This window comes from Paenibacillus baimaensis (assembly GCF_025567575.1).
Genome location: NZ_JAOQIO010000089.1, coordinates 95,655 through 117,003, shown reverse-complemented (window position 1 = coordinate 117,003; position 21,349 = coordinate 95,655). Strand labels below are relative to the sequence as shown.

Below are 21,349 nucleotides of genomic sequence, written 5' to 3'. Positions count from 1 at the left end.
CTCCTCACACCCAGATATGATAGAACTGATTGCAGCATACAAGAGGGGCATCGCTGCCCCTCTCTATTTCGATCCGGTTATTTTTTGATTTTTGCGTATTGTGCACTGTATTCCTCGATAACCTTGTCACCGCCTGCTTTTTTCCACTGCTCAATCGCTTGCTTCCAGCCAGCTTCATCCAGCTTGCCCAATACAAATTTAGTGCGAGCGTCATCAATGATCGGCTTTAATTCATTGCCTTTGGTCGTCTGTGTATCCGATACAAGCGGATTAGTCGGGTTATTAACAGCAATCGATTCATTGTCTATAATCATTTTACCATATTTCTCCATTAGAGGTGTTTCTTTACCCGTTGTTTTCGCCGAATATTTGGCTACCTGCAATTGAAGCAAGCTGGAGCCGACCTCCGTGTCAAACAGCTTCTGATCGATGAAGGTTGGCTTATTGTCCTCCATTTTATAATGTCTTCCCTCGATACCCCATCCGAGTAAATCCAGCATCTTTTGATCAGACAGCTTATCAAAGAATCCCAAAATCTGCTTCAGCTCTGCTTCCGTTTTCACACTGGATTTAGGGAACATAAACACGCTATTATAGCCCTGTCCGCCTGGTGATCTATCTCCTGCAGATCCTTTAATGCGGCTAACCACATCTACATCGGCCCCAGGGAATGATTTGGTCAAGGATGCCTGGTAATTCGGTGCATCCAGCATGCTCGAGATAACTACCCCTGCTTTGCCTTGGTTAATATCATCTTTCTTCTGCTGATTGTTCAGCACAGGGAAATCCTGCTTGATCAGCTTCTCGTCATACAGCTTTTTGTAAAATTTCATCGCTTCAAAGTAAGCAGGTGACATGAAATCCGGGCTCATCTTGCCGTCTTTTGCTTCCCATCCGTTTGGTGCGCCCATATAGGATGCGACTACCGCGAAGCCATCCATCGTTTTCTCATCGGTCAGCCCTACGGTATCTGCTTTCCCATTTTTGTCCGGATCGTTAAGTGTAAAGGCTTTCAGCACATTGTATAATTCGTCAATCGTTTTGGGCTCACTCAGTCCGACGTTTTTCAACCAGTCACTACGGAAAATAATCCCGCTGGGCGCCAGGTCACGAGCCCGGAATACGCCGTAAACCTTGCCGTCCACACTGATGTTATCGAACACGGACTTATTCATTTTGGACAGGTTCGGATAATCCTTCAGGTACGGTCCTACCTCCCAGAAGACGCCCGAACGGACGGCAGCCAGGATGTTGGAATCCTTATTATTTTGAACGAGCAGTGCCTTGGGCAGCTCACCGGAAGCAATCGTAACATTAACCTTTTCTTTATAAGAGGAATTCGGCACCCAGGAAATATCCAGCTTGGTGTTGGTATATTCTTCAATTTTCTTTTGCGCCTCACTGTCGGCTTTGGGCGGCTCGGAATACATGAGCGTCATGATGCTGAGCTTCAGCGGTCCTTTATTTTCTACTGCCGCATTATTGCTGGCGGGACTGGCCGCAGGAGCCTTGCCGCTGTCACTGCCGCAGCCTGCAAGCATTGCCGCAGCTCCTACCATGATACCCATTGTGGCGATGCCTGCTTTGTTTATACCGTTACGTCTTTTCATTGTGAATGTGCCTCCCCTAATCTAATTGTATGTGAACGTATCCCGAACATCAATCGTCCGAACGCGTTTCAACCTTTTACGGAACCAAGCAGTACCCCTTTGGCAAAATGCTTCTGTAAAAAAGGATACACGAGCAAAATCGGTACGGTTGAGATGACAATAACGGCCATCTTGATAATTTGCGGCGGCAGCGCCACAAAGTTCTGGTCGAACTGGGTCGAGTCGCCAATCCCGCCCTGGGACAAGATAACGATTTGCCGCAGCCATACCTGAATAGGCCACATTTTCGAATCGTTAATGTACAGAATCGCACTGAAAAAGGTATTCCAATGGCCTACCGCATAAAATAAGGCAAACGTCGCCAGCACCGGCGCTGACAAAGGAAGCACGATACGCACCAATATACCCGGATCGCTGCAGCCGTCGATCTTCGCCGCCTCCTCCAGACCGTCCGGCAGCTGCCGAAAAAAACTGACGATCACGATTAGATTGAAGGCACTGATTGCATTCGGAATCAGCAAAGCCCAATAGCTGTTCAATAACCCCATAGCTTTCACTACGATGAAGGTCGGCAAAATGCCGCCATTAAACAGCATGGTGAACACAATCAGCATCATGCAAAGCTTTCTCCCGTCAAAATCTTGTCTGGATAACGGATAAGCCAGCAGCGAGGTGAAGATGAGATTGATCAGCGTACCCGCCACGGTAATGCCGATGGTCACGAACAGACTGCGAACAATCGTATCTGTTGAGAAAATATAACGGTATCCCTCCAGTGAAAAGGTTGTCGGAAAGAGGATAAAGCCACGACGAAGCACCTCTTCCGGCTCTGCAAAGGAAACCGACACGATGTAAATAAACGGGATTATCGTGATTAAAGCGAATACGAATAAAAAAGTATAATTAAAGCCGTCAAAGATACGGCTGCCCAAGCCTTTATTAACCATCCTGCACCGTCCCTTTCTTAATACAGGCCGCTTTCACCGAATTTTTTGGCCATTCGATTTGCGCCCACTACAAGCACCAGCCCGATCAGCGATTTAAACAAACCGACTGTTGTGCTGTAGCTGAATTGTCCCTGCTGAATCCCGACATTATAGACATACGTATCGAATACTTCGCCTACCTCGCGGTTCATCGAATTGAGCATCAGGAAGATTTGTTCAAATCCGGTATCCAGGAAAGATCCAAGTCTCAGAATGAACAGAATAACAATAACGCCACGGATCGCTGGAAGTGTAATATGCCACAGCCGTCTGAATCGTCCGGCCCCATCAATCGTTGCAGCCTCATACAGTTGAGGATCAACCCCTGCCAATGCTGCCAGGAAAATAATCGTTCCCCAGCCGGTTTCCTTCCATACGACCTGAGATACGATCATCGTTCGGAACCAGTCACTGGAAATTAAAAAATCGATTTTGGGAAATCCCAGAGCTGCCAGCATATCATTGACAATTCCACCTTCCGTTGTGAAGAAGATATAAGAGATCCCGACAACCACGACCCACGATACAAAATGCGGAATGTATACAATGGTTTGAATCGTGCGCTTGAAGGCTTCCTTGCGAATTTCATTCAACAATAAAGCCAGTACAATCGGCAGTGGAAAAAAGAACACCAAATTGTAAATAGCCAATATCAGTGTGTTCTTGAACAGCATACCGAAGGAAGCATCAAAGAAAAAACGTTCAAAATGCTTCAGTCCGACCCAATTGCTATTCATCATGCCGAGAGCCGGTTGATAGTCCTGAAAGGCAATAAGTAACCCCCACATCGGAAAATAGCGAAAAATAATAAAGAAGAGCATACCCGGGAGTGCCATCAGATACAGCCACCTGTTTTTCATCAGACGTTGTAATCTTCGGCGGGCTTTGCTCCGGTTAGCCGTTTGTGCCGGCACAGAAGTTAGTTCCACCAATCATCGTCCTCCTTCATTCCTGTTGATAGCGTCAGCATACCAAGGACTCCGAATTGCGCTCAATAATCAACAGCGCTCCAATTGCCTTGTTCCAGTCATATCAAGGGTTTAGCAGCGATTTAGCATGGATAATAATCACTAGCGTCCCTTGTCCGTAATCATTGAAAGCAAGCCTGCGCCCTATTAAAAAACCGTCAGGGACCATTCATCCTTGACAGCATTTGGGAAACCCAAGCATTATAGGGTACTCTTAAATGGTAGTGAATAATCGGAGTGACCCAACATCATCGTGCACGAAATGTCGGATGGACGTTTTCAATTCCTGTTATTGTATGAATCAAGGAGGTCAAATAAATGGATTTGCTTAAGAACATGAATAAAGCGATAACGTACATGGAGGAAAATCTTACGAGTGAGATTGATCTAAAAGAAGCAGCAAGACGGGCTTACTGCTCCGAATACCATTTTAAAAGGATGTTTTCCTTTCTCTCAGGCATTACGTTATCGGAATACATCCGACGCAGACGCCTTACTCTGGCAGCATTTGAGTTGAAAGAGAGCAGCGTAAAGGTCATTGACATCGCAATAAAATACGGTTACGGCTCTCCCGATTCGTTTGCAAGAGCTTTTCACCATGTGCATGGTATTACACCGTCAGAAGCCAGAAATAATGGCCATTCTCTGAAAGCCTACCCGCCTATGACCTTCCAGCTAACCATTAAAGGAGGAATTGAAATGAATTATCGAATTGAGGATAAAGAAGCATTTCGCATTGTTGGTATTAAGAAAAGAGTTCCTATCATTTTCAACGGAGTTAATCCGGAGATTGACGCTATGTGGAAAAGCTTAGATGCTGAAACGATCCAGAATCTTAAAAGCCTCTCCAATGTCGAGCCAATAGGACTGCTTAGTGCATCAACAAACTTTTCAGAAGGCAGGATGGAGGAAAAAGGGGAGCTTGATCACTATATTGGTGCAGCAACAACCAAGGCGTGTCCGGATAATCTCACACTGCTCGAGGTCCCTGCCTCAGCATGGGCTGTATTTGAAGCCATCGGCCCCTTTCCTGATACGCTGCAGAATGTGTGGGGACGTATTTATTCCGAATGGTTCCCATCCTCCAGCTATGAACAAATAGAAGGTCCGGAAATGCTGTGGAATGCCCACAAGGATGTAACCTCACCCACTTTTAAAAGTGAAATATGGATACCGATTTTGAAAAAGAAATGAATCCAACGGAGTAAAGTACAGTTGTGCGGCAGGAAGATCGCTCTGGATTTAATGGATCCAGGGATCATCCTGCCGCATCTGATAATCGGTCATTGGAGGCTATCGCCGATCTACAATAGATCCAGCAGCGCCAAAGCCCCTTCATGATCAGGCTCCAAGGCTGTAGCTCTATAGGCATAATTTCTTGCAGCAGCTTCTTTGCCGACCTCATAATAGCAAAGCGCCATCGTGTAAAGGATATGAGAATCTGCATCATCTACATAACGTAACCGTTCAAAGAAGACCAACGCATCCTCGAACAAATCCATTTGAACCAGCAGCCTCCCGCAAGCTAAAGCTAAATCCGGTTTCTCTTCCATGGGGTAGTAGCTCTTCCACATCGTATGCATTCCATGACAAATATCTTTCATTGCTTGCTCGCTGCATGTGGGCAGCAGCTCCTCGATGCGCTCTGTGCTATGAAGGAACAGCTGAGCATCGTAACCACTTAATCTCCAGAAAGCATGCAGCTGCGGCAGCTCCATGACAGAGGTTTGCTCCTCAAACCAGGCTTTGAGACTAAAAAAATCATCCGGGCCAAAGCGATCTACAAACCGCCGATATGCGAGACGGGTATGGGCATAATTGATCGGTTCCTGAAGCATAAGGATGCAGCCCACATTTAAATTGTTATATTGATGCGTGGTGAATAAGGTTAACGCACCCTTGTGCTCACAAACATATTGAATAGCATGGTAGTTGGCCTCCAATGAAAAGCTCCCATGATGAATCAGTTTGGGAGGTTCGGCAAATTCCCAGCTTTCCAATCGATGGTCTCCCTTATCTGCGGTAAGCAGACAAAAGCCTGCTCGCGACAATTGCCCAAGGCGTTCCAAACAGGCCAGTCCCACTACCGGAAGCAGAACGTGCGAATCCTCCAGCTTGTCCATGTACAGCTCGATAAGGCTGTGGTAAGGATACGATTCCTGTTCGTATTCAGCCGCTCTGCGATAATGGTACTCAGGGATGATGGTTTCCAGCACATCCGACGGAGTCTGCTTGGTGGCTTCATCCGGGACATGCAGCGAAACATCGCATTCAAATATGCGGCCCTCATCCACATACAGCAGTTCCTGCGGGATACTGTCAAAAAAATAATTCGCGATAATCAGCAGCGGCTGCTCCAATTCAGCAGGTCCTATACGCTCGCCCGATTGCGTCAAATGCAGATCTGTGCCTGACACCGCATCGAATTGCGCAAAATCCAATATCCCTTGCTCGACATAGGGAACCAAGCTCTCGTGCTGCTGCCAATACGAAATATTGCGGATAGCTAAGTCCGTCATGACATAGCGAAAAGGAGGAAGCGGAAGGCCCGCATAATCCTTAAGCTCGCATAACTCCTTAAGAACCTGACAGGCTAATCGACCCGAGCCTGCTCCAAGCTCCACAATCGTAACGGGTGCGGATGTAAGGCCTAATCTGGCTCTATCCTGAAGAAACCCGAATATGATTTCCGCATATGCAGTCGCAATCATCGGATTACTCGTGATGTACTGCGGAACTTCTTCACTCTGCCAGGCACGAATTCCTTGTTCCTCATAATAGGCTCGCTGCAGTTCCCAAATAGGTGCTTCACTGAAACGATATTTAGACGGTTCGTTATGGTTCATACTGGATAACCTGCTTTGCTTAATGGATTTAAACGCAGCATAAAGGAGCTCCGGATATACATAACCTGGCTCCTCTACGATGCCTTTACAGCTCACTCATTTTCTGTTCCCGATACTGTCCCGGCGTCATCCCTTCCAGCTTACGAAACTGCCGGATGAAGTTTTGTGCATTCGTATATTGCAGTCGCTCGGCGACTTCCGTGATTTTCATATCGGTCCCACTCAGCCAGCTCTTGGCCATATCATGTCGATACCCGGCCAAATAGTCGCTGTAGTTCATTCCGGTTTCCTTACGGAACATCCGGCGAATGTAGTGGGTACTATAATTCAGGCGCAGCGCACACTGCTCCAGTGTCAGATCACTGTCATAATGCTCCTGTACCAGATCCATTACCGAACGGGAAATGCTTTTGCCTGATGATTCATGCCGCTTGCGGGTCAGCTCCATCATAGGATGAATGATCTGGGTCTTGAACCAGTCTTCAATTTCCTGCGGCGTCCTCAGACTGAACAGCTGCTCGTACTCATTGCGGTGATCCTGAGAGAACAGCTCTCCGGTATCCCCCATATCGTAGAGCATTCGGGCGAGATCAGTCAGCAGCATCGCGAACGACATCCGGTACAAGTGAGGATCGGTTTCGACCCGAAGTACATCCTGTATGAACTGCTGGAGAAGCTCTCCGGCCTTGTCCTTATCGAGAAAGGAGATTGCCTGCGTAAGCTCGGATACCAAATGATGCGGATAATAATGACGTGACTCCTGCTGCGGCTTCAGATCGTCCAGATACAGAATTGCCTTTTCTCCTAGACGAATCCGGTATTGAAGAGCTTCCTTCGCTTCCAGAAAGGCTTGCGACGTTGTGTAGAGCAGCTCATACGGTCTGCTGATCCCGATACTGACCTTCAGCTCCAAATATTCAGCAGCAGCCCGCTGAACCGACTCGGCCAGACTGCCCAGCTCACTTAACAGCTCGCTTTGATTCTCGGCATCACTACCAACAAGTGTCACCTGATAATTACCAATCGGCATCGCATGAATTCGCTGCGGCGGCGGAATCAGCTCGGACGCCATATTATTAATGGCAAACAGGAGCAAATCCTGTTCATTCGCATTATAGCGGGTTTGCGCAAGTGTATCGATTTGCAGAACCAGCACCGCATAACGGCGCCAGACCGGGAATTGAAACTTGGCTGCTTTATCCTCCAGCTCGCTGCGATACAGCTCGCCCTGAAACATTTTCAACATAAAATAATCAACCAGCTGTGCGGATTGGATCTTCATTTGCCCTTCCAGCTGTTCATTAGACTGATGCAAGGATGCAAACTGCGTACCAATCCATTGCAATTCATCCTTAACCGCAGCGCCTCCACTCGTAGGTTTGCTGTGACGCATCGTAAATTCCATCAGACTGCGCACTGGAAAATACATTCGTCTGGAGCCCCAATAAGACAGCAGTCCGGTAAAAAGCAGCAGCAGCACGCATGCAGTTAGCGTTGCCCAACCGATCGAAGCGGACTCCTTCTTCGCTTCCTCCAAAGGAATGATCGACACATACGTCCAGTTATTATAGCGAGACTGGTTATAGATAACACTGTACGAAACTCCCTGCGAGGTGCTGTTAATATAGCCTTGTGTCTGATCCGTGTTTTTGAGCTCCTGCAGCCAAGGCTCGGATGCAACGCTTTGGCCGATCCTCTGCACATTGCTGTGTATAATAATATTCATTTTATCGTCCAGAATCATCGTTTCCCGAGTTGAAAAGCCCTGCGTGAGCAGCTTGGCAAGCTCCGTATTGGATACACGGACGGACAAATAACCCTTTGGCTCAGCAGCCGTGGCAGGAATGGCCTTCACCAGCTTCAAGCCGGCAAAGGTTGGACTCTGCTCCGGCATCCAACGGGAATTATTGGCAGCATTCAAAGAAACGGGTATCTTCGCTGTATCCGTTCCAAAGTAAAAACCGCTATCCTTGATATACCAGCCGTTCTGAAGACTATGCAGCTCGATGTCTTTAACACCAAGCTCATAGGTTTGAACACTAAGAAGTCCTTTAACGAGCAAATCCACATCCTGAAAGTCTTCAATTTCCATACGTCTCGATACAGAATTGACAACCAAAGGCGTTTCTGCGAAACGGCCTGATACTTGCTCAATAACTTTGAGAATTTGCTCGACGCGGCTTTGCGACTGCTGCAGGATGAACACGTTGGCTTCGTTAACTTTAGTTTGAACCGTGGAAGTCGATTGGAAGAAAGAATAGATACCGAGAAATAGGAGCGGAATGGTGCTGATCAAGGTAGTAAATGTCATAAGCTTGATAAAAAAAGAATATCGCGAGGGCATACTGCTTCCTCCATACTGCATGTATAATGGTTCTCATTGTATCATATACTTTCGCTTTTGAGGACAAATCTTGGCGAAGAAACTTTACCTCGCCAGACTGTCCTACAAGCCCCATCAATTGGACAATATCTTCGTTGAGCCGTCCTTATAGCCAACAACAACCGAGCTTGCCATTTGGACGAAAAGTCCATGCTCCACAACGCCCGGTATCGAATGAATTTGGGCTCCCAGCTCTTGCGGCAGCAGGATTTTCTCAAATTTGCAGTCCACGATCCAGTTGCCATTATCGGTCACAAATTCCTTGCCGTTATCCAGACGCAGCTGCGGCTTGCAGTCCAGTTCTGTGAGACGGTTAATCGTTAGATTGGAGGCAAATGGCACGATCTCGACAGGCAGCGAAAACCGTCCCAGATGCTCCACCCGCTTCGATTCGTCCACGATGACAATAAACCTTTTGCTATGGAAAGCGATGATTTTTTCCCGCAGCAGCGCCCCTCCGCCACCCTTGATCAAATTCAGCTGATCGTCAACCTCATCGGCCCCGTCTATGGTCAGATCAATACTTGTGATTTCGGAAAATTCGACCATCGGAATCCCTGCTTGTTTGGCCAGATCCTCTGAGCTTTGTGAGCTTGCCACCGCACGGATATGCAGTCCTGCTTGTACTCGCTGCCCTATCTGTTGAATCGCCCAATAGGCAGTAGATCCGGTTCCGAGTCCTACAATCATTCCCTCTTCAATGAATTGGACAGCCTGCTGAGCGGCAATTTCTTTTGGATTCATAGCTATCACTCCCTGCTATTTGCATGATCGATCACTTTGATTATAAATCAGGAAAGGCTGGAATGGTAATTTCCGTATGGTACAATAAGGAAAATAAAATGGAAGGGATTGATTCCATGTTTTCTCGCAATCGTTTAATCGCTGCTGTAAGCTTAATCATACTCACACTGGTCTTATCCTGGACATATCCTGACGCAATCCCGTTAGGCGAACAATGGTTTACAGCGGCAGGCTTGCCTACATGGTCAAATGGCCATTCCGGGATCAATTATTTTAGCATTTTACTTTTGCTGATTGCATTTACCGGCTTGTTTTTACTGAGATCGTCCTTATACAAGCATCCGCGTAAAATAGTGCTCGCGGCTATCATCGCGCTATTATGGCTGCCAGCAAACCTGGTTATCGGCTATCAAACCATGTTTGCAAAAGGAATTTATGCATTGGAGTATGACAAGCAAGGCAGCAGCTGCAGCTACAAAAGAGAAGAGCAATGGCTGAATGGCAGCTGTACCTTAACGTTTATTAACCATGGTCAGAGTGTCGATTTTTCTGTCATGATTCGAAAAGAACCGTTTCCGAACAACGCTTTCCTTGAGCAATTGGATGTGCTTGGTGATCAAACTCTTCACATGGCCACCCATCATAAAAGCTCCATAACAGTAACCTTCAAAAAATGGGCCGAGGATGTCGAAACACCTTTCAGCGGAAGCATGTCGGGCTTTGATATTACGGTCAAAAACGAAGCCTCACAAAGACGTTTGTAGAACTTAGTTTGTAAAACTTATTTTGTATAATGACCTTCTTGTGATTCCTTATACAGCTTATTCGCTTTATGGGCCAGGGTAAAACATACAATGATCATAATCGGAATCAGCATCCAGAAAAACCCTCTGAATAAAGCAAACGGTGTTTCAAAAAGAAAGGCCTGCCAAAAAACCGCTCCGCTTTTCTCCCATAATCCTTGTGTGTAATATAATAATTTCGGGTTCAAAAAAGCCTTCACATCAATCGAGTCAGTAGTCGTCAGTACAACGAACAGAGGGATTAAGGCAGTAGCCGTTGAGACCCATATTTCTGAAATTCTCTTATATCTTGCTGCTTTGGAATCGGTGTCCGAGAAAATATCTTCGCTTCCGTGAGCGCCTGAATTTTTAAAATATTGAGCACCGGAGCTTTTCGTACCGGCGATATGCTTCCAGCCACTGTCTTCAAAAAGTGCGCGGTAATCTTCAAAATCCTCTTTTTTCTTAAAGGTGCGGTAATCCATTTTTATCGCTGCATGCTCGGGCTTGGCTGGTTGAAACTTATACCCGAATGATTTCCCTGTGAATAGATAGCCTTGCCTCGCCATCTCATTCAGCCACTCTTCTTCCTTGTCAAAATTAATAAAAAACTTGAATTTTCTCATCACGATTTCCCTCATTTCTCATCTCAAGGTATGTTTCGTAACCTCAATCATATGATTCATTCTTTCAAAGTCGAGACGTAGCATTTCCTGTCCCAGTTCTGTGATAGCATAGACCTTGCGCCGGCTGTCCTCACTGGTAACAGGCTGTATAAATTTCAGCTTCAACAAGTTCTCAATGGCTCCGTAAAGTGTCCCCGCCGCCATTCTTACCTGTCCGCCGCTGAGCTCCTCCACCTTTTGCAAAATCAAATATCCATGAGCCGGTTCGATCAAGGACAGAAGAATATAATAAACGGTTTCCGTTAGCGGTAAATGTTTGTCTCTACTCATGGTTCCCCTCCTTTTACTCAACGCGACTGTATATAGTTCAAATGTATAGTTATACTATATATAGTTCGGCTGTATATTGCAACCCCTTGAAAGGCTCCATTTACTTTTTGGCAAGGTAGCGTTAAGTTATAATATAATCCGGGTCGCGCATACTAGAAGTCCAGTGAATAAGTCCCGCTGCGCGGCCAAATATCCTTCCGATCGCTGTTGTTTCCGTATTTTTTGAATTTTTATAAGAGATTTAGCTGTAAAAGTACGGAAACAGCCTATGCTTTCGTAGTCGCTTTCTTACAGAAAGCGTGTAGGCGAGCGCTAACGCTTCTCCAGGATCATTTGTCCGCTCCGCTCATTATTCACCGTACTTCGGTAGATAACCCAGCTTTACCCTATGCTTGGAATCGACGCTTGCTGTATTTTCATACTAAGAGGTTTGGAAGGTGTTTAACTATGAATATATTAATTATCGAGGACGATCCCAGTATTCAAATGCTGCTCAAGCTCAGTCTTGAGGTTGAAGGCTTTCAAACGATGGTGGCCGGATCGGCGGCAGCTGGCATGGACACATTGGCGGCTCAACACACGGATCTGATCCTGCTCGATCTGATGCTGCCTGATCGCTCCGGCTTTGAACTCCTCCAAACGCTCCAGCAGCACTACAAAACGATTCCCGTTATTGTACTCAGTGCCAAAAATGAGATGAACGATAAAATACTCGGCTTTCAGCTGGGAGCAGACGACTATTTAACAAAGCCCTTTGAAACGAGGGAGCTGATTGTACGCATCCGGGCGGTTATCCGGCGAATGAACACCACGAGCTCAACACCTGAAACTATCCAGGTAGACAAGATCGAGATCGACAAGCGGGAGCGTTCTTTAAAGGTCGGCGGCACCCTCATCAAAACGACCAGCAAGGAGTTTGATTTTATGTGGCTGTTATGCAGCCATCCCAAAGCCGTATTTACGCGTGAGCAAATTCTTGATCAGGTATGGGGCTTTGAATTTTATGGACAGACACGCTCCGTCGATATGATGGTGAATCGGCTGCGGGAAAAGATGAAGCCCTATGACCATTTAGTCGCAACTGTACACGGTACCGGCTACAAGCTGGAGGTATAGGCCATGGGACTGCGAAATAAGCTGTTTCTCCAACATACCGTGACCATTATTATGCTGCTTACCGCCATGTATTTTATCGTAAATTATACAATTAGCAAAAGCATGATTGAACGCGATATCCGCACCTTGAGCCAATACAACACCTTGCACCGCATCGAAGCGTTAAAAATTGTCAATGATAAAAGAATCAGCATCGAGCAGCTGTTCTCCGGAACCTATGCGCCGCTTATTGCTTCACATTTGGCTGCTAACAGCAACTTTCAGGTTCAGCTGTTTGCTTTGGACGAGACGATCGTCGGCAATAGCGGCGACAAAGAAAATTTACTTAAACGTGATGATATTGAGACCGCTTTGACAGGGCAAAAGGCTACCGTGATTACGGAATCCGATGATACGCAGTATTTAATTTATTCGGCCCCATTTATGTATGAGGGTAAAATTGTCGGCGGATTTCGGTACTTGCTTGATCTGAATCAGCATGTCCAAACGCTTGATGAAATGAGGTATTGGTTTATTGGCGTAGCCTTGGGATGCCTGCTCTTATCGTTACTGGCAAGCTACTCCTTCTTTTCCATCCTGATGAAGCCGCTGCATGATTTGAAGCAAGCGCTCAAGCTTGTATCTGTCGGTGATTTCAGCAAAAAAATTGTCGTGAACAGCAAGGATGAAGTCAGGGAGCTGGCTAAAGACTTTAACCACATGTCCGATTCCTTACAGCACCATATCGAAATGCTGCATTACGAGCAAAGTAAGCAAAAAACGTTTTACGACAATATGACCCACGAATTGAAAACACCACTTACCTCCATCATCGGCTTCTCCGATTTGATCGCACACATGGATCAGAAGGACGATATCCGCAATTGCAATGTGTACATCCGCAAGGAAAGCGGCCGACTATTGAACATGGTCGAGGAACTGCTGCAAACCTCACTCAAAGGTGAAGAGGCATGGCGAGTGAAGCTGCAGTTCATGGATCTGGCAACTGTGATCACCGACAGTCTGCGAATTCTGGAGCCAACCCTGCACAAGTCATCCATTACGACAACCCTGCATATATCGCCATGCGATGTGTATCTGGATCCGGAACGTACCCAGCAAGTGCTATTCAATGTGATTGACAATGCGATTAAGCATAGCGAATGCACACATCTGGATATTTTGCTGGAGGATTATGAGGGACAAGGCTGTGTTCGCATTGTTGATAACGGCAAAGGAATCTCCGAGCAGGACAGGCTCACCTTATTTGTGCCGTCTGAGCATAAGCAGGACCGCATTATATCGGCTCAATCTCATGGGCTCGGCTTGCCGTTGTGCAAACAATTAATGGAGCTGCAGGGCGGCAATATCGTGATAAACAGCCGGACAGGTGTCGGAACTGAAGTACAGCTGCAATTTAATAAGGGACTTTTCTGGTGAAAGGTTGTTACAAAATTGATACAAACCTACAATTTTTTTGAGATAAAAGGAGCGTAAAGTAAATGCCAGAGGAAAAGAAAGGGCTTTCATGGTTTCGCCTCATTTTACTACAGGTTGTTGTTGGCTGCATATTGATAGCCGTGTGTGCCTATACCTTTCGCATCCCTGTGGATGAAGTTCGCATCGTTCCGCCTCAGCAGGATGACCGCGACAAGGTAGCCGGAGTTCCCATGCGCGTCAATATCACCTACCCAGGCCTTGGTACCATCTCGATTGATGACCCGAAGGAGCTTCTGAAATTATCCAATACGTTCTCAGGACTATTGACCATAGGCAAGCAGCAAAATCCAGCTAAATCTCCACGACTGCTGCTTACAGGCTCAATGGCATATCTGGATCAGGAGGACATTCCTTTTCAAGTCGAGACCAACGCCTTTCGTTTCGGTGATGAATCAGTCAATTCACTCAATGTCAGTGCCGAAATTCGCAAGCTGCAAAGTACGCTCATCGATAAAACGCTGACTTCAGATACTATTGGAGCCGCTATGGACGATGCCCGTAACGATGTGTTCTCTTTGCAGCAAGGTGAGCTTACCCTGCTAACAAGTGTTGAACGGGAAGCGCTTACCGCCAAAATGCGTTCGGCTATCCGCGTCATCGACTTCAGCCATTTTGATTACCTGGCAGAGCGGCCTGACGCCCACTATGTTGTACGGCTCACAGATGACTCCAAGTCCAAGCAGCATTGGCTACATCTGGACCGATACAATAACGCTTACATTGTGGTATTCGACCTGTTGGATGAGACCAACCAAAGAGCCTATTTCAAATTGAACGATGCCTCATAACAATTTGAAGGGATGATGGATGGCATGGCTAGAAAGAAAAATAATACACCTGTCATAGTTTTATCAGTAATTGTAATTGTGCTTATAGCGGGGTTCTTTATGTACAAATCCGGCGTGTTTGGCGGCAAGGCTCAAGGCAAAGTAACCGTATATTCGATTTTCCAAGAGGAAGAAGCACGCAAAATCATGGATAAGTTTAAAGCGGATACCGGCATTGACTATGACATTTTACGTTTGCCAAGTGGTGAAGCGGTTTCAAGAGTACAAAATGAAATGGGTAAGCCGCAAGCTGACTTCCTGATGGGTGGTCCCGCAGATTCCCATGAGGTATTGAAAAAAGCTGGCGCATTGGAGAACTACATCTCTCCGAATGCTTCGGATATTCCAGATAACATGAAGGATAAAGAAGGCGCATGGACTGGATTTTATTTAAATCCAATTGCAATCGGCATTAATACTCAACGTTGGAAAGAAAAATACGGAACAGCTGCTTATCCGGAAACCTTTAAAGATTTGTTAGATCCTAAGTATAAAGGCGAGATCGGGATGTCCGATCCGGCTACTTCCGGTACTTCCTACACAGCTGTTGCCTCGCTCGCTCAAGTATGGGGCAAGGATGAAATGCTGAAATACATGACTCAATTGCTGCCTAACCTGAAGGAAAGACCTAAATCCGGTATCGAACCGATTCAAAAGGCCGGTAAAGGCGAATATACCATCGGTATTACGTTCCTGGGCGACCAAATCAAAGTGAAAAATCAAGGCAATCCGATTATTAGCATCGTACCGGAAGCAGCTGGCTATGAAGTAGGCGGATTAGCTATTGTCAAAAATGGCCCTAACACGGCAGCAGCCAAAAAGCTGATGGATTATATGTTAACTGCTGAACCAGGCAAAATTTACACAGAATCTGCCTATTCCGTCTCCGTGAAGCCGGGCGTTCCAGTTCCACCAGGCGGCGTCGATATCAAAACGACCAAATACAATAAATCGTACAGCCTATGGACGGCAGCCGAGCAAAGAAAAGTATTGCAGGATGCATTAAAGGATTTGAAATAAGTTGAACCATTGCGGCATAGCAGGACGGTCAATGTCTTGCTATGTCTCCATTGGAAGATTCAGAAAGGTGGTAGCTCTCCCCCTATGATGAAAGAAAAAAAAGGCATCGGGGAGTCGATCGGCCGGCTCGTCAGGGATCCCTCTTCACTCATGCTTGTATTGATCAGCTTTATCATTCTACTTTTATTTGTTGTCTATCCACTCGTGTTTGTCGTTTTTATCCCTAGTGGCGAAGACTGGATCACTTTTTTTAGCAAAGGCCGTTACGGCACAGCACTTATGAATACAATAGTTAGCTCCTCGCTATCTGCGATCACAGCAACCATATTCGGTTTCATTTATGCGTATGCGATTAACTACAGCAACATCAAAGGTAAAAAGTTTTTCCGCTTTATTGCCTTCTTACCTCTTTTGGCTCCTTCGGTCATGAGTGGCTTGGCTTTTCTGCTGTTGTTCGGCAGAGGCGGCATGGTGTCCCAATATTTGAAATTATGGTTTAATGTTGAGCTGGACTTATACGGGTTACCTGGACTATGGATTGTTCAAACCATCTCCTATTTCCCGCTTGCGTATATGACAATAACCGGCGTCCTACGTTCGATTTCACCGAACCTGGAGGTTGCTGCACAAAACCTGGGCGCTCGGGGCTTTAAGCTGTTTCGCTCGATTACCTTTAAGCTTGCGCTTCCGGGTGTTATCAATGCCTTCTTGCTTGTAGCCATTAACTGTTTTGCCGATTTTGGTAATCCGAAGCTGATTGGAGGCAACTATACCCTACTGGCTGTTGAAATTTATGGTGAAATCATTAATAACCAACCTGGACTCGCTTCGGTTATGGGGATCATCTTGGTCATTCCAGCCCTGCTTGTTTTCGTTATTCAAAACAAACTGTTGTCTAAAGGCTCCTATTCGACCATTACAGGCAAACCTGTTTCCGGCCTGAATCGGGTGACCACCTCCAAAAAAACCGATATCATGCTCTTTTCGTTTAATACGTTGATGTCCATTTTCATTATTGCGATGTTTGCCATTACTATCTTGTTCGCTTTCACGAAAAACTTTGGCCGAGACAATACGTTCACGCTCGATCATATGATGAAGGTTGTGTTCAGCACTTCCAGTCCTGCGGTGCTTAACAGCTTGGTGCTCTCCTTAATCAGCTCCCTTCTTGCTGTAGCGTTTGGGCTCGTATTAGCGTATGTCGTAGTACGCAAGCCTTTCCCAGGCAAAAAATTGCTGGATTTCACGGCTGTACTGCCTATCGCTTTACCAGGTACCTTCGTAGGACTCGCATTGATCGTAGCCTTCAGCTCCGGACCCATTATTTTGCAAGGTTCTGCTGTCTTAATTATCGTAGCGATGCTGCTCAAGCAGATGCCTGTTGGTTATCGTGGTCTCAGTGCTTCCTTCAAGCAGGTGGATAAATCCATTGAAGAAGCCTCGATGAATCTTGGCGCTGACAGCCGCAAAACATTAACAACAATCGTATTTCCGATGCTGCAAAAAACGATCGTCGCGAATTTCGTTTATGCGTTTATGAAAAATATGAACACCTTAAGTACCATTGTCTTTTTAATCACACCTCAATGGGTTGTTGCGGCAGTATCCATTTTCAACTATGCAGAGACAGGCACCTATTATTGGGCTGCCGCAGTTGCTGTGGGACTGATGGGCGCAACATTGGGTACGCTTGGTATCATTAAATTGATTTTCCGTTCTAAAGTGAAGATATTTGATTTCTAGAGGCTGGGAGTGGGAATAATGGGTACAGAAATATTACTTGATCTCAAAAACGTGAATAAAGTGTTCGGCGTCAATCACGTTTTGAAAAATATTAACTTGCAGATTGAACGTGGCAAATTCATTACTTTCCTGGGTCCGAGCGGCTGCGGAAAAACAACCCTGCTGCGTTCGATCGCGGGCTTCTATACGGTCGATGAAGGGGAAATCTGGATCGATGGCAAGCTGATGAACGATTTGCCTCCTTATAAACGAGGAACCCCCATGGTATTCCAGGAATACGCGCTGTTTCCTCATATGACTGTGTTTGATAATGTAGCTTACGGCTTGGATGTTCAAAAGCGCCCTGAAGGTGAAATCCAGGATCGGGTAAAATCCGCATTAGCCAAAGTAAAGCTGACCGGACTGGAGGAACGCTACCCGCATCAGATGTCCGGTGGACAGCAGCAGCGTGTGGCTATGGCCCGCGCACTCGTCATGGACTCTCCGATTATTTTGCTGGATGAGCCGCTCAGTAATTTGGACGCCAAGCTGCGTGAAGAGGTACGGGTCGAATTGAGAAATATTCAGCTCGATCTGGGCTTAACGGTCATCTACGTGACCCATGATCAGGTAGAAGCCTTATCGATGTCGGATCATATCGTTGTCTTTAATAAAGGGGCGATCGATCAGTACGGCACCCCTCATGAAATCTATTACAAGCCTCGCACCCAATATGTAGCCGATTTTATTGGAACGACAAATTTTGTCGATGCGGTCGTTTTGCAACTCGAAGGCGATCAGGCGACTGTCAAATACGGCAAAAAAAATGATACCGTTACCGTTCAAACCAATGAGCAGCTTACGGTTGGAGAGAATGTTCTATTAAGTATCCGACCGGAGTCGATGCGTATCAACGGACCCGATGCAGGAGAATTTATTATGGATGGAGTCGTAGTCACCTATTCCATGTTTCTCGGTGAAAAGGAGCGGTATTTCCTTGCTGGCGATGACGGTAAAGAGTGGATTGTCGATGTGTATGACATTGGTCAGACCTCTTATCAGGGAATCGTAAAAATACATGCCTCAGCCAATAAAATTCATTTGATTAAAATCAGCAATTGAAATAGATTAAAATAAAAGATAGAAATAAGAGATTGAAATAAGAGCTATGAAAGGAAAACAACCGTTTTCCTTTTTTGCCTGTGTATGTGGAGGAGGCGGTTGGGATGTGGAAAAAAGGCATTGTATTCTTGATGCTGCTGGCAAGCGTGATCATTATCTATACGTTGTACTCGGGCAGCCCCAATAACCAGCCGCTCAAGGTTTATGTTATTTTTCAGGAGGATGAAGGCCGGATCCTGTTGGAAAAGTTCAAAAAGCAGACCGAGCAAGCGTACGAAATCATTCGCATGTCCAGCGGGGAAGCCAGCTATCATCTGCTGACCATGAACAAAAGCGGAATTGATGTCGTGCTGGGTGGACCAGCTGACCTCCATGAGCAATTAAGAAACAGCGGCAAATCCGTAAGCTACTTCTCCCCGAAGAGCGATAACATCCCGCTGCAGTATAAAAATAAAGAAGGCTATTGGACGGGCATGTATATGGGAGCGCTTGCGATCGGTGTGAATCAACAAATATGGCAGCGCGATCCGAAGCTCGCCTCCTTACCACTGCCGCAGCGTTATGAGGATTTACTCCTGCCTGAATTAAAAGGCAAAATCGAAATTCCGGACCCTGAAACCTCCGGCACCGGCTATACGCTGTTGGCCTCTCTTGCACAGCAGCGTGGAGAAGATGCGGCCATTCAATTGATGCAAGCTTTGAAAAAGCAAAGCTCATCGACCACATTCGCCGGAATTACTTCGGCCCAACGGCTTGCCGTAGGCGATGTCGCCGCAGTCGTATGCTTTCTGGGTGATCAGCTTCGCTTTACGAATTCAGGCTATGATATCCACTCCTTTATTCCGCCCCAGGCCGGTTGGGAGATCGGAGCTGTGTCCATCCTGAAAAGCGGGAACAATACCACAGCAGCCAAAAAGCTCGTCGATTTCGTCCTGTCCAAGGAAGCACAAACCGATTACATGAATGCCGCCTTCTCGCTCCCTGTACTTCCCGACATTCCGGTTCATCCTCTACTCTCTCATGTGAAGCTGGAGAATCTGTTGGTTACGTATCGGTTTGATGTTGCCGCTCAGCGTCGTGAGCAGTTGTTGACGAGGTGGCGAGCTGTGAAGGAGTGAGGGGTGAAAGAAGGTGGATTTGTTAATTTGGCATGTAAAAAAAGGAACCCAGCCAATGGGGCGTGGGTTCGGGGATTTTGGTGGTTTTTTAGAGGTTGAGCATAAAGGAAAACTAAGGCGTAAAGTCTTGTGTGGCAAGGGTTTGAGCGATTTTCTGAAATTGAAGGTGTTTCATTGTCAATGTGCCGCGGGAAGTCTAATGTCTCATTCCCTACCAGAAATCCTACCAAAATTATTTGAAAGTTACTAGCAACGACCTCTTCTCTACGAGTGGTGAGAGGGTTTATGTACGTTAAGGGAACAGAGGAGAAGTACTTTCTGGGACAAAGCTTTTTAAGTTTTAAGTTTTTATGTTCTAGTACACCAAAGTATTCAGAAAAGAAAAAGTGTGGCCACTAAGTTAAACATATAGAAACTCCTCTGATAATAAATATTGAACTTCGAATCATTTAATCAATGACATCGCTTGATTCAAAACTGATGATGTCGAACTTTGAAAATACTGAATAAAAATTGCAAAAAGACCACTTCCGAATAAAATACTCACTACGATTAAATAGCAATTCAAGAAAATCAAAGACTGCGAGAATGAAGTTCGTTTATTAATCCAACCAAGGAGTTTTAACACAACACTCTTTGAATGTTTACGTTTGTTCAGAATAAGATGTGTGGTATGAAATACTTCAAATGTAAGTAGGAGCAAAGATAAAAAAGCAAGTAACCACAAAGATAGTGCTTGTCCTAAAAGAAAAACCAAATCCATCGGATTCTGAAAGGACATCTCAATAATACGCGGTACAATGCCGTGCATTCCATTCTGTATTATTTCCTCTTTAACCAATTCAATTTGTGCAGAACTGTAAATGGGGAATTTTGTAATGCTCATAGCCCCCACAGCTCCTACCCAACTAAATACAGGAGTCCAAAGTGCTCTCTTATATTTCGAATCTAATGTGTGGAATACATTTTTCTTTTTAAGGGTGTATATTCGATATATGGAATTAATAACCATTACAACAAAAATTGAAGTTCCTGTCCAGAATATAAGAGGCTGATTTCTTAAATAGATTACCATTGTAATGACGCTCAGAATCACTCCTATTCCAATAAAAACTCGGGGATCTGAAGATGGCTCACTCTTCTGTACTGGAGTAATCAAAACCGCTTTCTCACTTTTTTTAATTTCCGGTGTTATATTTAAAAAATATTTTCGTAAATCGTGGTTAAACACTTGATCCAACGCTTTTGCAATTTTACTATTATGAAAAATTTCAAATCGGCAGCCATTCTGTTGGCATAACGTTTGACATCGAAGTACTTCACTAGACTGAGGTTCGGTACTTACAAATGCTATACAAAGTGCACCTTCTGCTCTGTGTTCTTCCAAAAGTCGCTCGACGCTTTTTGAAAGATCCTCATACACTTTCCCGTATTTGGAATCAGTCGTCACTTGAACATAAACAAGATAACCTTCGTCAGATTCCTTCCACATATCGGGTGTACCCTTTCTGGTTTTGTGGGTACCTTCAACTGCTCCGCTATGAATAAGCCCTTCCAATTCATGATTAATTCTTGGTAATAGCTCAAATGCAAGCCGCTGTAATTCTCCTCCACTTAATCCTTTTAACATATACTCTGTATCTTTCAAATCCTCTACCACCTCTTTGAAA

18 protein-coding genes are annotated in these 21,349 nt (G+C 45.6%); 9 read left to right on the top strand and 9 right to left on the bottom strand.

The annotated features are described in order from the left end of the window. Positions 1-77: 77 nt before the first annotated feature. The 3 genes from OB236_RS23075 to OB236_RS23065 all read right to left on the bottom strand — a co-directional run bounded on the left by OB236_RS23075 (position 78) and on the right by OB236_RS23065 (position 3,456). A complete protein-coding gene (locus OB236_RS23075) occupies positions 78-1,610 on the bottom strand; it encodes an extracellular solute-binding protein (RefSeq protein WP_262686084.1) in 1,533 nt (510 codons plus the stop codon). Positions 1,611-1,678: 68 nt separating this feature from the next. Next, positions 1,679-2,557 (bottom strand): carbohydrate ABC transporter permease, encoded by an 879-nt coding sequence (locus OB236_RS23070; RefSeq protein ID WP_076235003.1) that lies wholly within the window; start codon positions 2,555-2,557, stop codon positions 1,679-1,681. A 17-nt stretch (positions 2,558-2,574) separates the two neighbouring features. Then, entirely contained in the window at positions 2,575-3,456 is an 882-nt protein-coding gene (locus tag OB236_RS23065) for an ABC transporter permease (protein WP_083689640.1), read from the bottom strand. 426 nt (positions 3,457-3,882) lie between these two features. Here OB236_RS23065 and OB236_RS23060 point away from each other — a divergent pair, with 426 nt between their 5' ends. Beyond that, positions 3,883-4,758 (top strand): AraC family transcriptional regulator, encoded by an 876-nt coding sequence (locus OB236_RS23060; protein WP_262686083.1) that lies wholly within the window; start codon positions 3,883-3,885, stop codon positions 4,756-4,758. A 110-nt stretch (positions 4,759-4,868) separates the two neighbouring features. Here OB236_RS23060 and OB236_RS23055 read toward each other — a convergent pair whose 3' ends face one another. From OB236_RS23055 to rpiA, 3 genes are all read right to left on the bottom strand, one after another. Continuing rightward, positions 4,869-6,410 carry an SAM-dependent methyltransferase gene (locus tag OB236_RS23055; RefSeq protein ID WP_262686082.1) on the bottom strand — a complete coding sequence of 514 codons (1,542 nt, stop codon included), beginning with the start codon at positions 6,408-6,410 and terminating at the stop codon, positions 4,869-4,871. An 85-nt stretch (positions 6,411-6,495) separates the two neighbouring features. Further along, positions 6,496-8,754, bottom strand: coding sequence for a helix-turn-helix domain-containing protein (locus OB236_RS23050; RefSeq protein ID WP_262686081.1), 2,259 nt, complete (start codon positions 8,752-8,754; stop codon positions 6,496-6,498). Positions 8,755-8,868: 114 nt separating this feature from the next. Next, on the bottom strand, positions 8,869-9,537 hold the full coding sequence (gene rpiA / locus OB236_RS23045; protein WP_262686079.1) for a ribose-5-phosphate isomerase RpiA: 669 nt from the start codon (positions 9,535-9,537) through the stop codon (positions 8,869-8,871). A 62-nt stretch (positions 9,538-9,599) separates the two neighbouring features. On the opposite strand from rpiA, the gene OB236_RS23040 reads away from it, so the two are divergent. Then, entirely contained in the window at positions 9,600-10,301 is a 702-nt protein-coding gene (locus OB236_RS23040; RefSeq protein ID WP_262686077.1) for a hypothetical protein, read from the top strand. Between the two features lie 17 nt (positions 10,302-10,318). Here OB236_RS23040 and OB236_RS23035 read toward each other — a convergent pair whose 3' ends face one another. Continuing rightward, the gene (locus OB236_RS23035; RefSeq protein ID WP_262686076.1) at positions 10,319-10,945 is read right to left on the bottom strand and encodes a DUF2812 domain-containing protein; all 627 of its coding nucleotides are present in this window, start codon (positions 10,943-10,945) and stop codon (positions 10,319-10,321) included. 18 nt (positions 10,946-10,963) lie between these two features. Beyond that, entirely contained in the window at positions 10,964-11,275 is a 312-nt protein-coding gene (locus OB236_RS23030; RefSeq protein ID WP_262686075.1) for a PadR family transcriptional regulator, read from the bottom strand. A gap of 447 nt (positions 11,276-11,722) precedes the next feature. On the opposite strand from OB236_RS23030, the gene OB236_RS23025 reads away from it, so the two are divergent. The 7 genes from OB236_RS23025 (at position 11,723) to OB236_RS22995 (ending at position 19,679) form a co-directional block, all read left to right on the top strand. Beyond that, positions 11,723-12,391, top strand: a complete 669-nt coding sequence (locus OB236_RS23025; protein ID WP_262686074.1) for a response regulator transcription factor — start codon at positions 11,723-11,725, stop codon at positions 12,389-12,391. A gap of 3 nt (positions 12,392-12,394) precedes the next feature. Then, a complete protein-coding gene (locus tag OB236_RS23020; RefSeq protein ID WP_262686073.1) occupies positions 12,395-13,810 on the top strand; it encodes a HAMP domain-containing sensor histidine kinase in 1,416 nt (471 codons plus the stop codon). Between the two features lie 62 nt (positions 13,811-13,872). Beyond that, a complete protein-coding gene (locus OB236_RS23015; protein WP_262686072.1) occupies positions 13,873-14,658 on the top strand; it encodes a DUF3919 family protein in 786 nt (261 codons plus the stop codon). A gap of 24 nt (positions 14,659-14,682) precedes the next feature. Beyond that, positions 14,683-15,717, top strand: a complete 1,035-nt coding sequence (locus OB236_RS23010; protein ID WP_179097620.1) for an ABC transporter substrate-binding protein — start codon at positions 14,683-14,685, stop codon at positions 15,715-15,717. A gap of 84 nt (positions 15,718-15,801) precedes the next feature. Next, positions 15,802-17,460, top strand: coding sequence for an ABC transporter permease (locus OB236_RS23005; RefSeq protein ID WP_262686071.1), 1,659 nt, complete (start codon positions 15,802-15,804; stop codon positions 17,458-17,460). A gap of 18 nt (positions 17,461-17,478) precedes the next feature. Then, on the top strand, positions 17,479-18,561 hold the full coding sequence (locus OB236_RS23000; RefSeq protein WP_262686070.1) for an ABC transporter ATP-binding protein: 1,083 nt from the start codon (positions 17,479-17,481) through the stop codon (positions 18,559-18,561). Between the two features lie 104 nt (positions 18,562-18,665). Then, positions 18,666-19,679 (top strand): extracellular solute-binding protein, encoded by a 1,014-nt coding sequence (locus OB236_RS22995; protein ID WP_262686069.1) that lies wholly within the window; start codon positions 18,666-18,668, stop codon positions 19,677-19,679. 445 nt (positions 19,680-20,124) lie between these two features. Here the strand turns inward: OB236_RS22995 and OB236_RS22990 are convergent, their stop codons facing one another. Then, entirely contained in the window at positions 20,125-21,327 is a 1,203-nt protein-coding gene (locus tag OB236_RS22990) for a hypothetical protein (RefSeq protein ID WP_262686068.1), read from the bottom strand. Positions 21,328-21,349: the final 22 nt, after the last annotated feature.

What these genes read in the sequence shown, in the direction of transcription:
- OB236_RS23030 (WP_262686075.1), bottom strand. Translation starts at nt 11,275, where the DNA reads ATGAGTAGAGACAAACATTTACCGCTAACGGAAACCGTTTATTATATT.
- OB236_RS23055 (WP_262686082.1), bottom strand. Translation starts at nt 6,410, where the DNA reads ATGAACCATAACGAACCGTCTAAATATCGTTTCAGTGAAGCACCTATT.
- OB236_RS23065 (WP_083689640.1), bottom strand. Translation starts at nt 3,456, where the DNA reads ATGAAAAACAGGTGGCTGTATCTGATGGCACTCCCGGGTATGCTCTTC.
- OB236_RS23020 (WP_262686073.1), top strand. Translation starts at nt 12,395, where the DNA reads ATGGGACTGCGAAATAAGCTGTTTCTCCAACATACCGTGACCATTATT.
- OB236_RS23035 (WP_262686076.1), bottom strand. Translation starts at nt 10,945, where the DNA reads ATGAGAAAATTCAAGTTTTTTATTAATTTTGACAAGGAAGAAGAGTGG.
- OB236_RS23060 (WP_262686083.1), top strand. Translation starts at nt 3,883, where the DNA reads ATGGATTTGCTTAAGAACATGAATAAAGCGATAACGTACATGGAGGAA.
- OB236_RS23040 (WP_262686077.1), top strand. Translation starts at nt 9,600, where the DNA reads ATGGTAATTTCCGTATGGTACAATAAGGAAAATAAAATGGAAGGGATT.
- OB236_RS23000 (WP_262686070.1), top strand. Translation starts at nt 17,479, where the DNA reads ATGGGTACAGAAATATTACTTGATCTCAAAAACGTGAATAAAGTGTTC.
- OB236_RS23025 (WP_262686074.1), top strand. Translation starts at nt 11,723, where the DNA reads ATGAATATATTAATTATCGAGGACGATCCCAGTATTCAAATGCTGCTC.
- OB236_RS22995 (WP_262686069.1), top strand. Translation starts at nt 18,666, where the DNA reads ATGTGGAAAAAAGGCATTGTATTCTTGATGCTGCTGGCAAGCGTGATC.
- OB236_RS23015 (WP_262686072.1), top strand. Translation starts at nt 13,873, where the DNA reads ATGCCAGAGGAAAAGAAAGGGCTTTCATGGTTTCGCCTCATTTTACTA.
- OB236_RS23070 (WP_076235003.1), bottom strand. Translation starts at nt 2,557, where the DNA reads ATGGTTAATAAAGGCTTGGGCAGCCGTATCTTTGACGGCTTTAATTAT.
- rpiA (WP_262686079.1), bottom strand. Translation starts at nt 9,537, where the DNA reads ATGAATCCAAAAGAAATTGCCGCTCAGCAGGCTGTCCAATTCATTGAA.
- OB236_RS23050 (WP_262686081.1), bottom strand. Translation starts at nt 8,754, where the DNA reads ATGCCCTCGCGATATTCTTTTTTTATCAAGCTTATGACATTTACTACC.
- OB236_RS23010 (WP_179097620.1), top strand. Translation starts at nt 14,683, where the DNA reads ATGGCTAGAAAGAAAAATAATACACCTGTCATAGTTTTATCAGTAATT.
- OB236_RS23005 (WP_262686071.1), top strand. Translation starts at nt 15,802, where the DNA reads ATGATGAAAGAAAAAAAAGGCATCGGGGAGTCGATCGGCCGGCTCGTC.
- OB236_RS23075 (WP_262686084.1), bottom strand. Translation starts at nt 1,610, where the DNA reads ATGAAAAGACGTAACGGTATAAACAAAGCAGGCATCGCCACAATGGGT.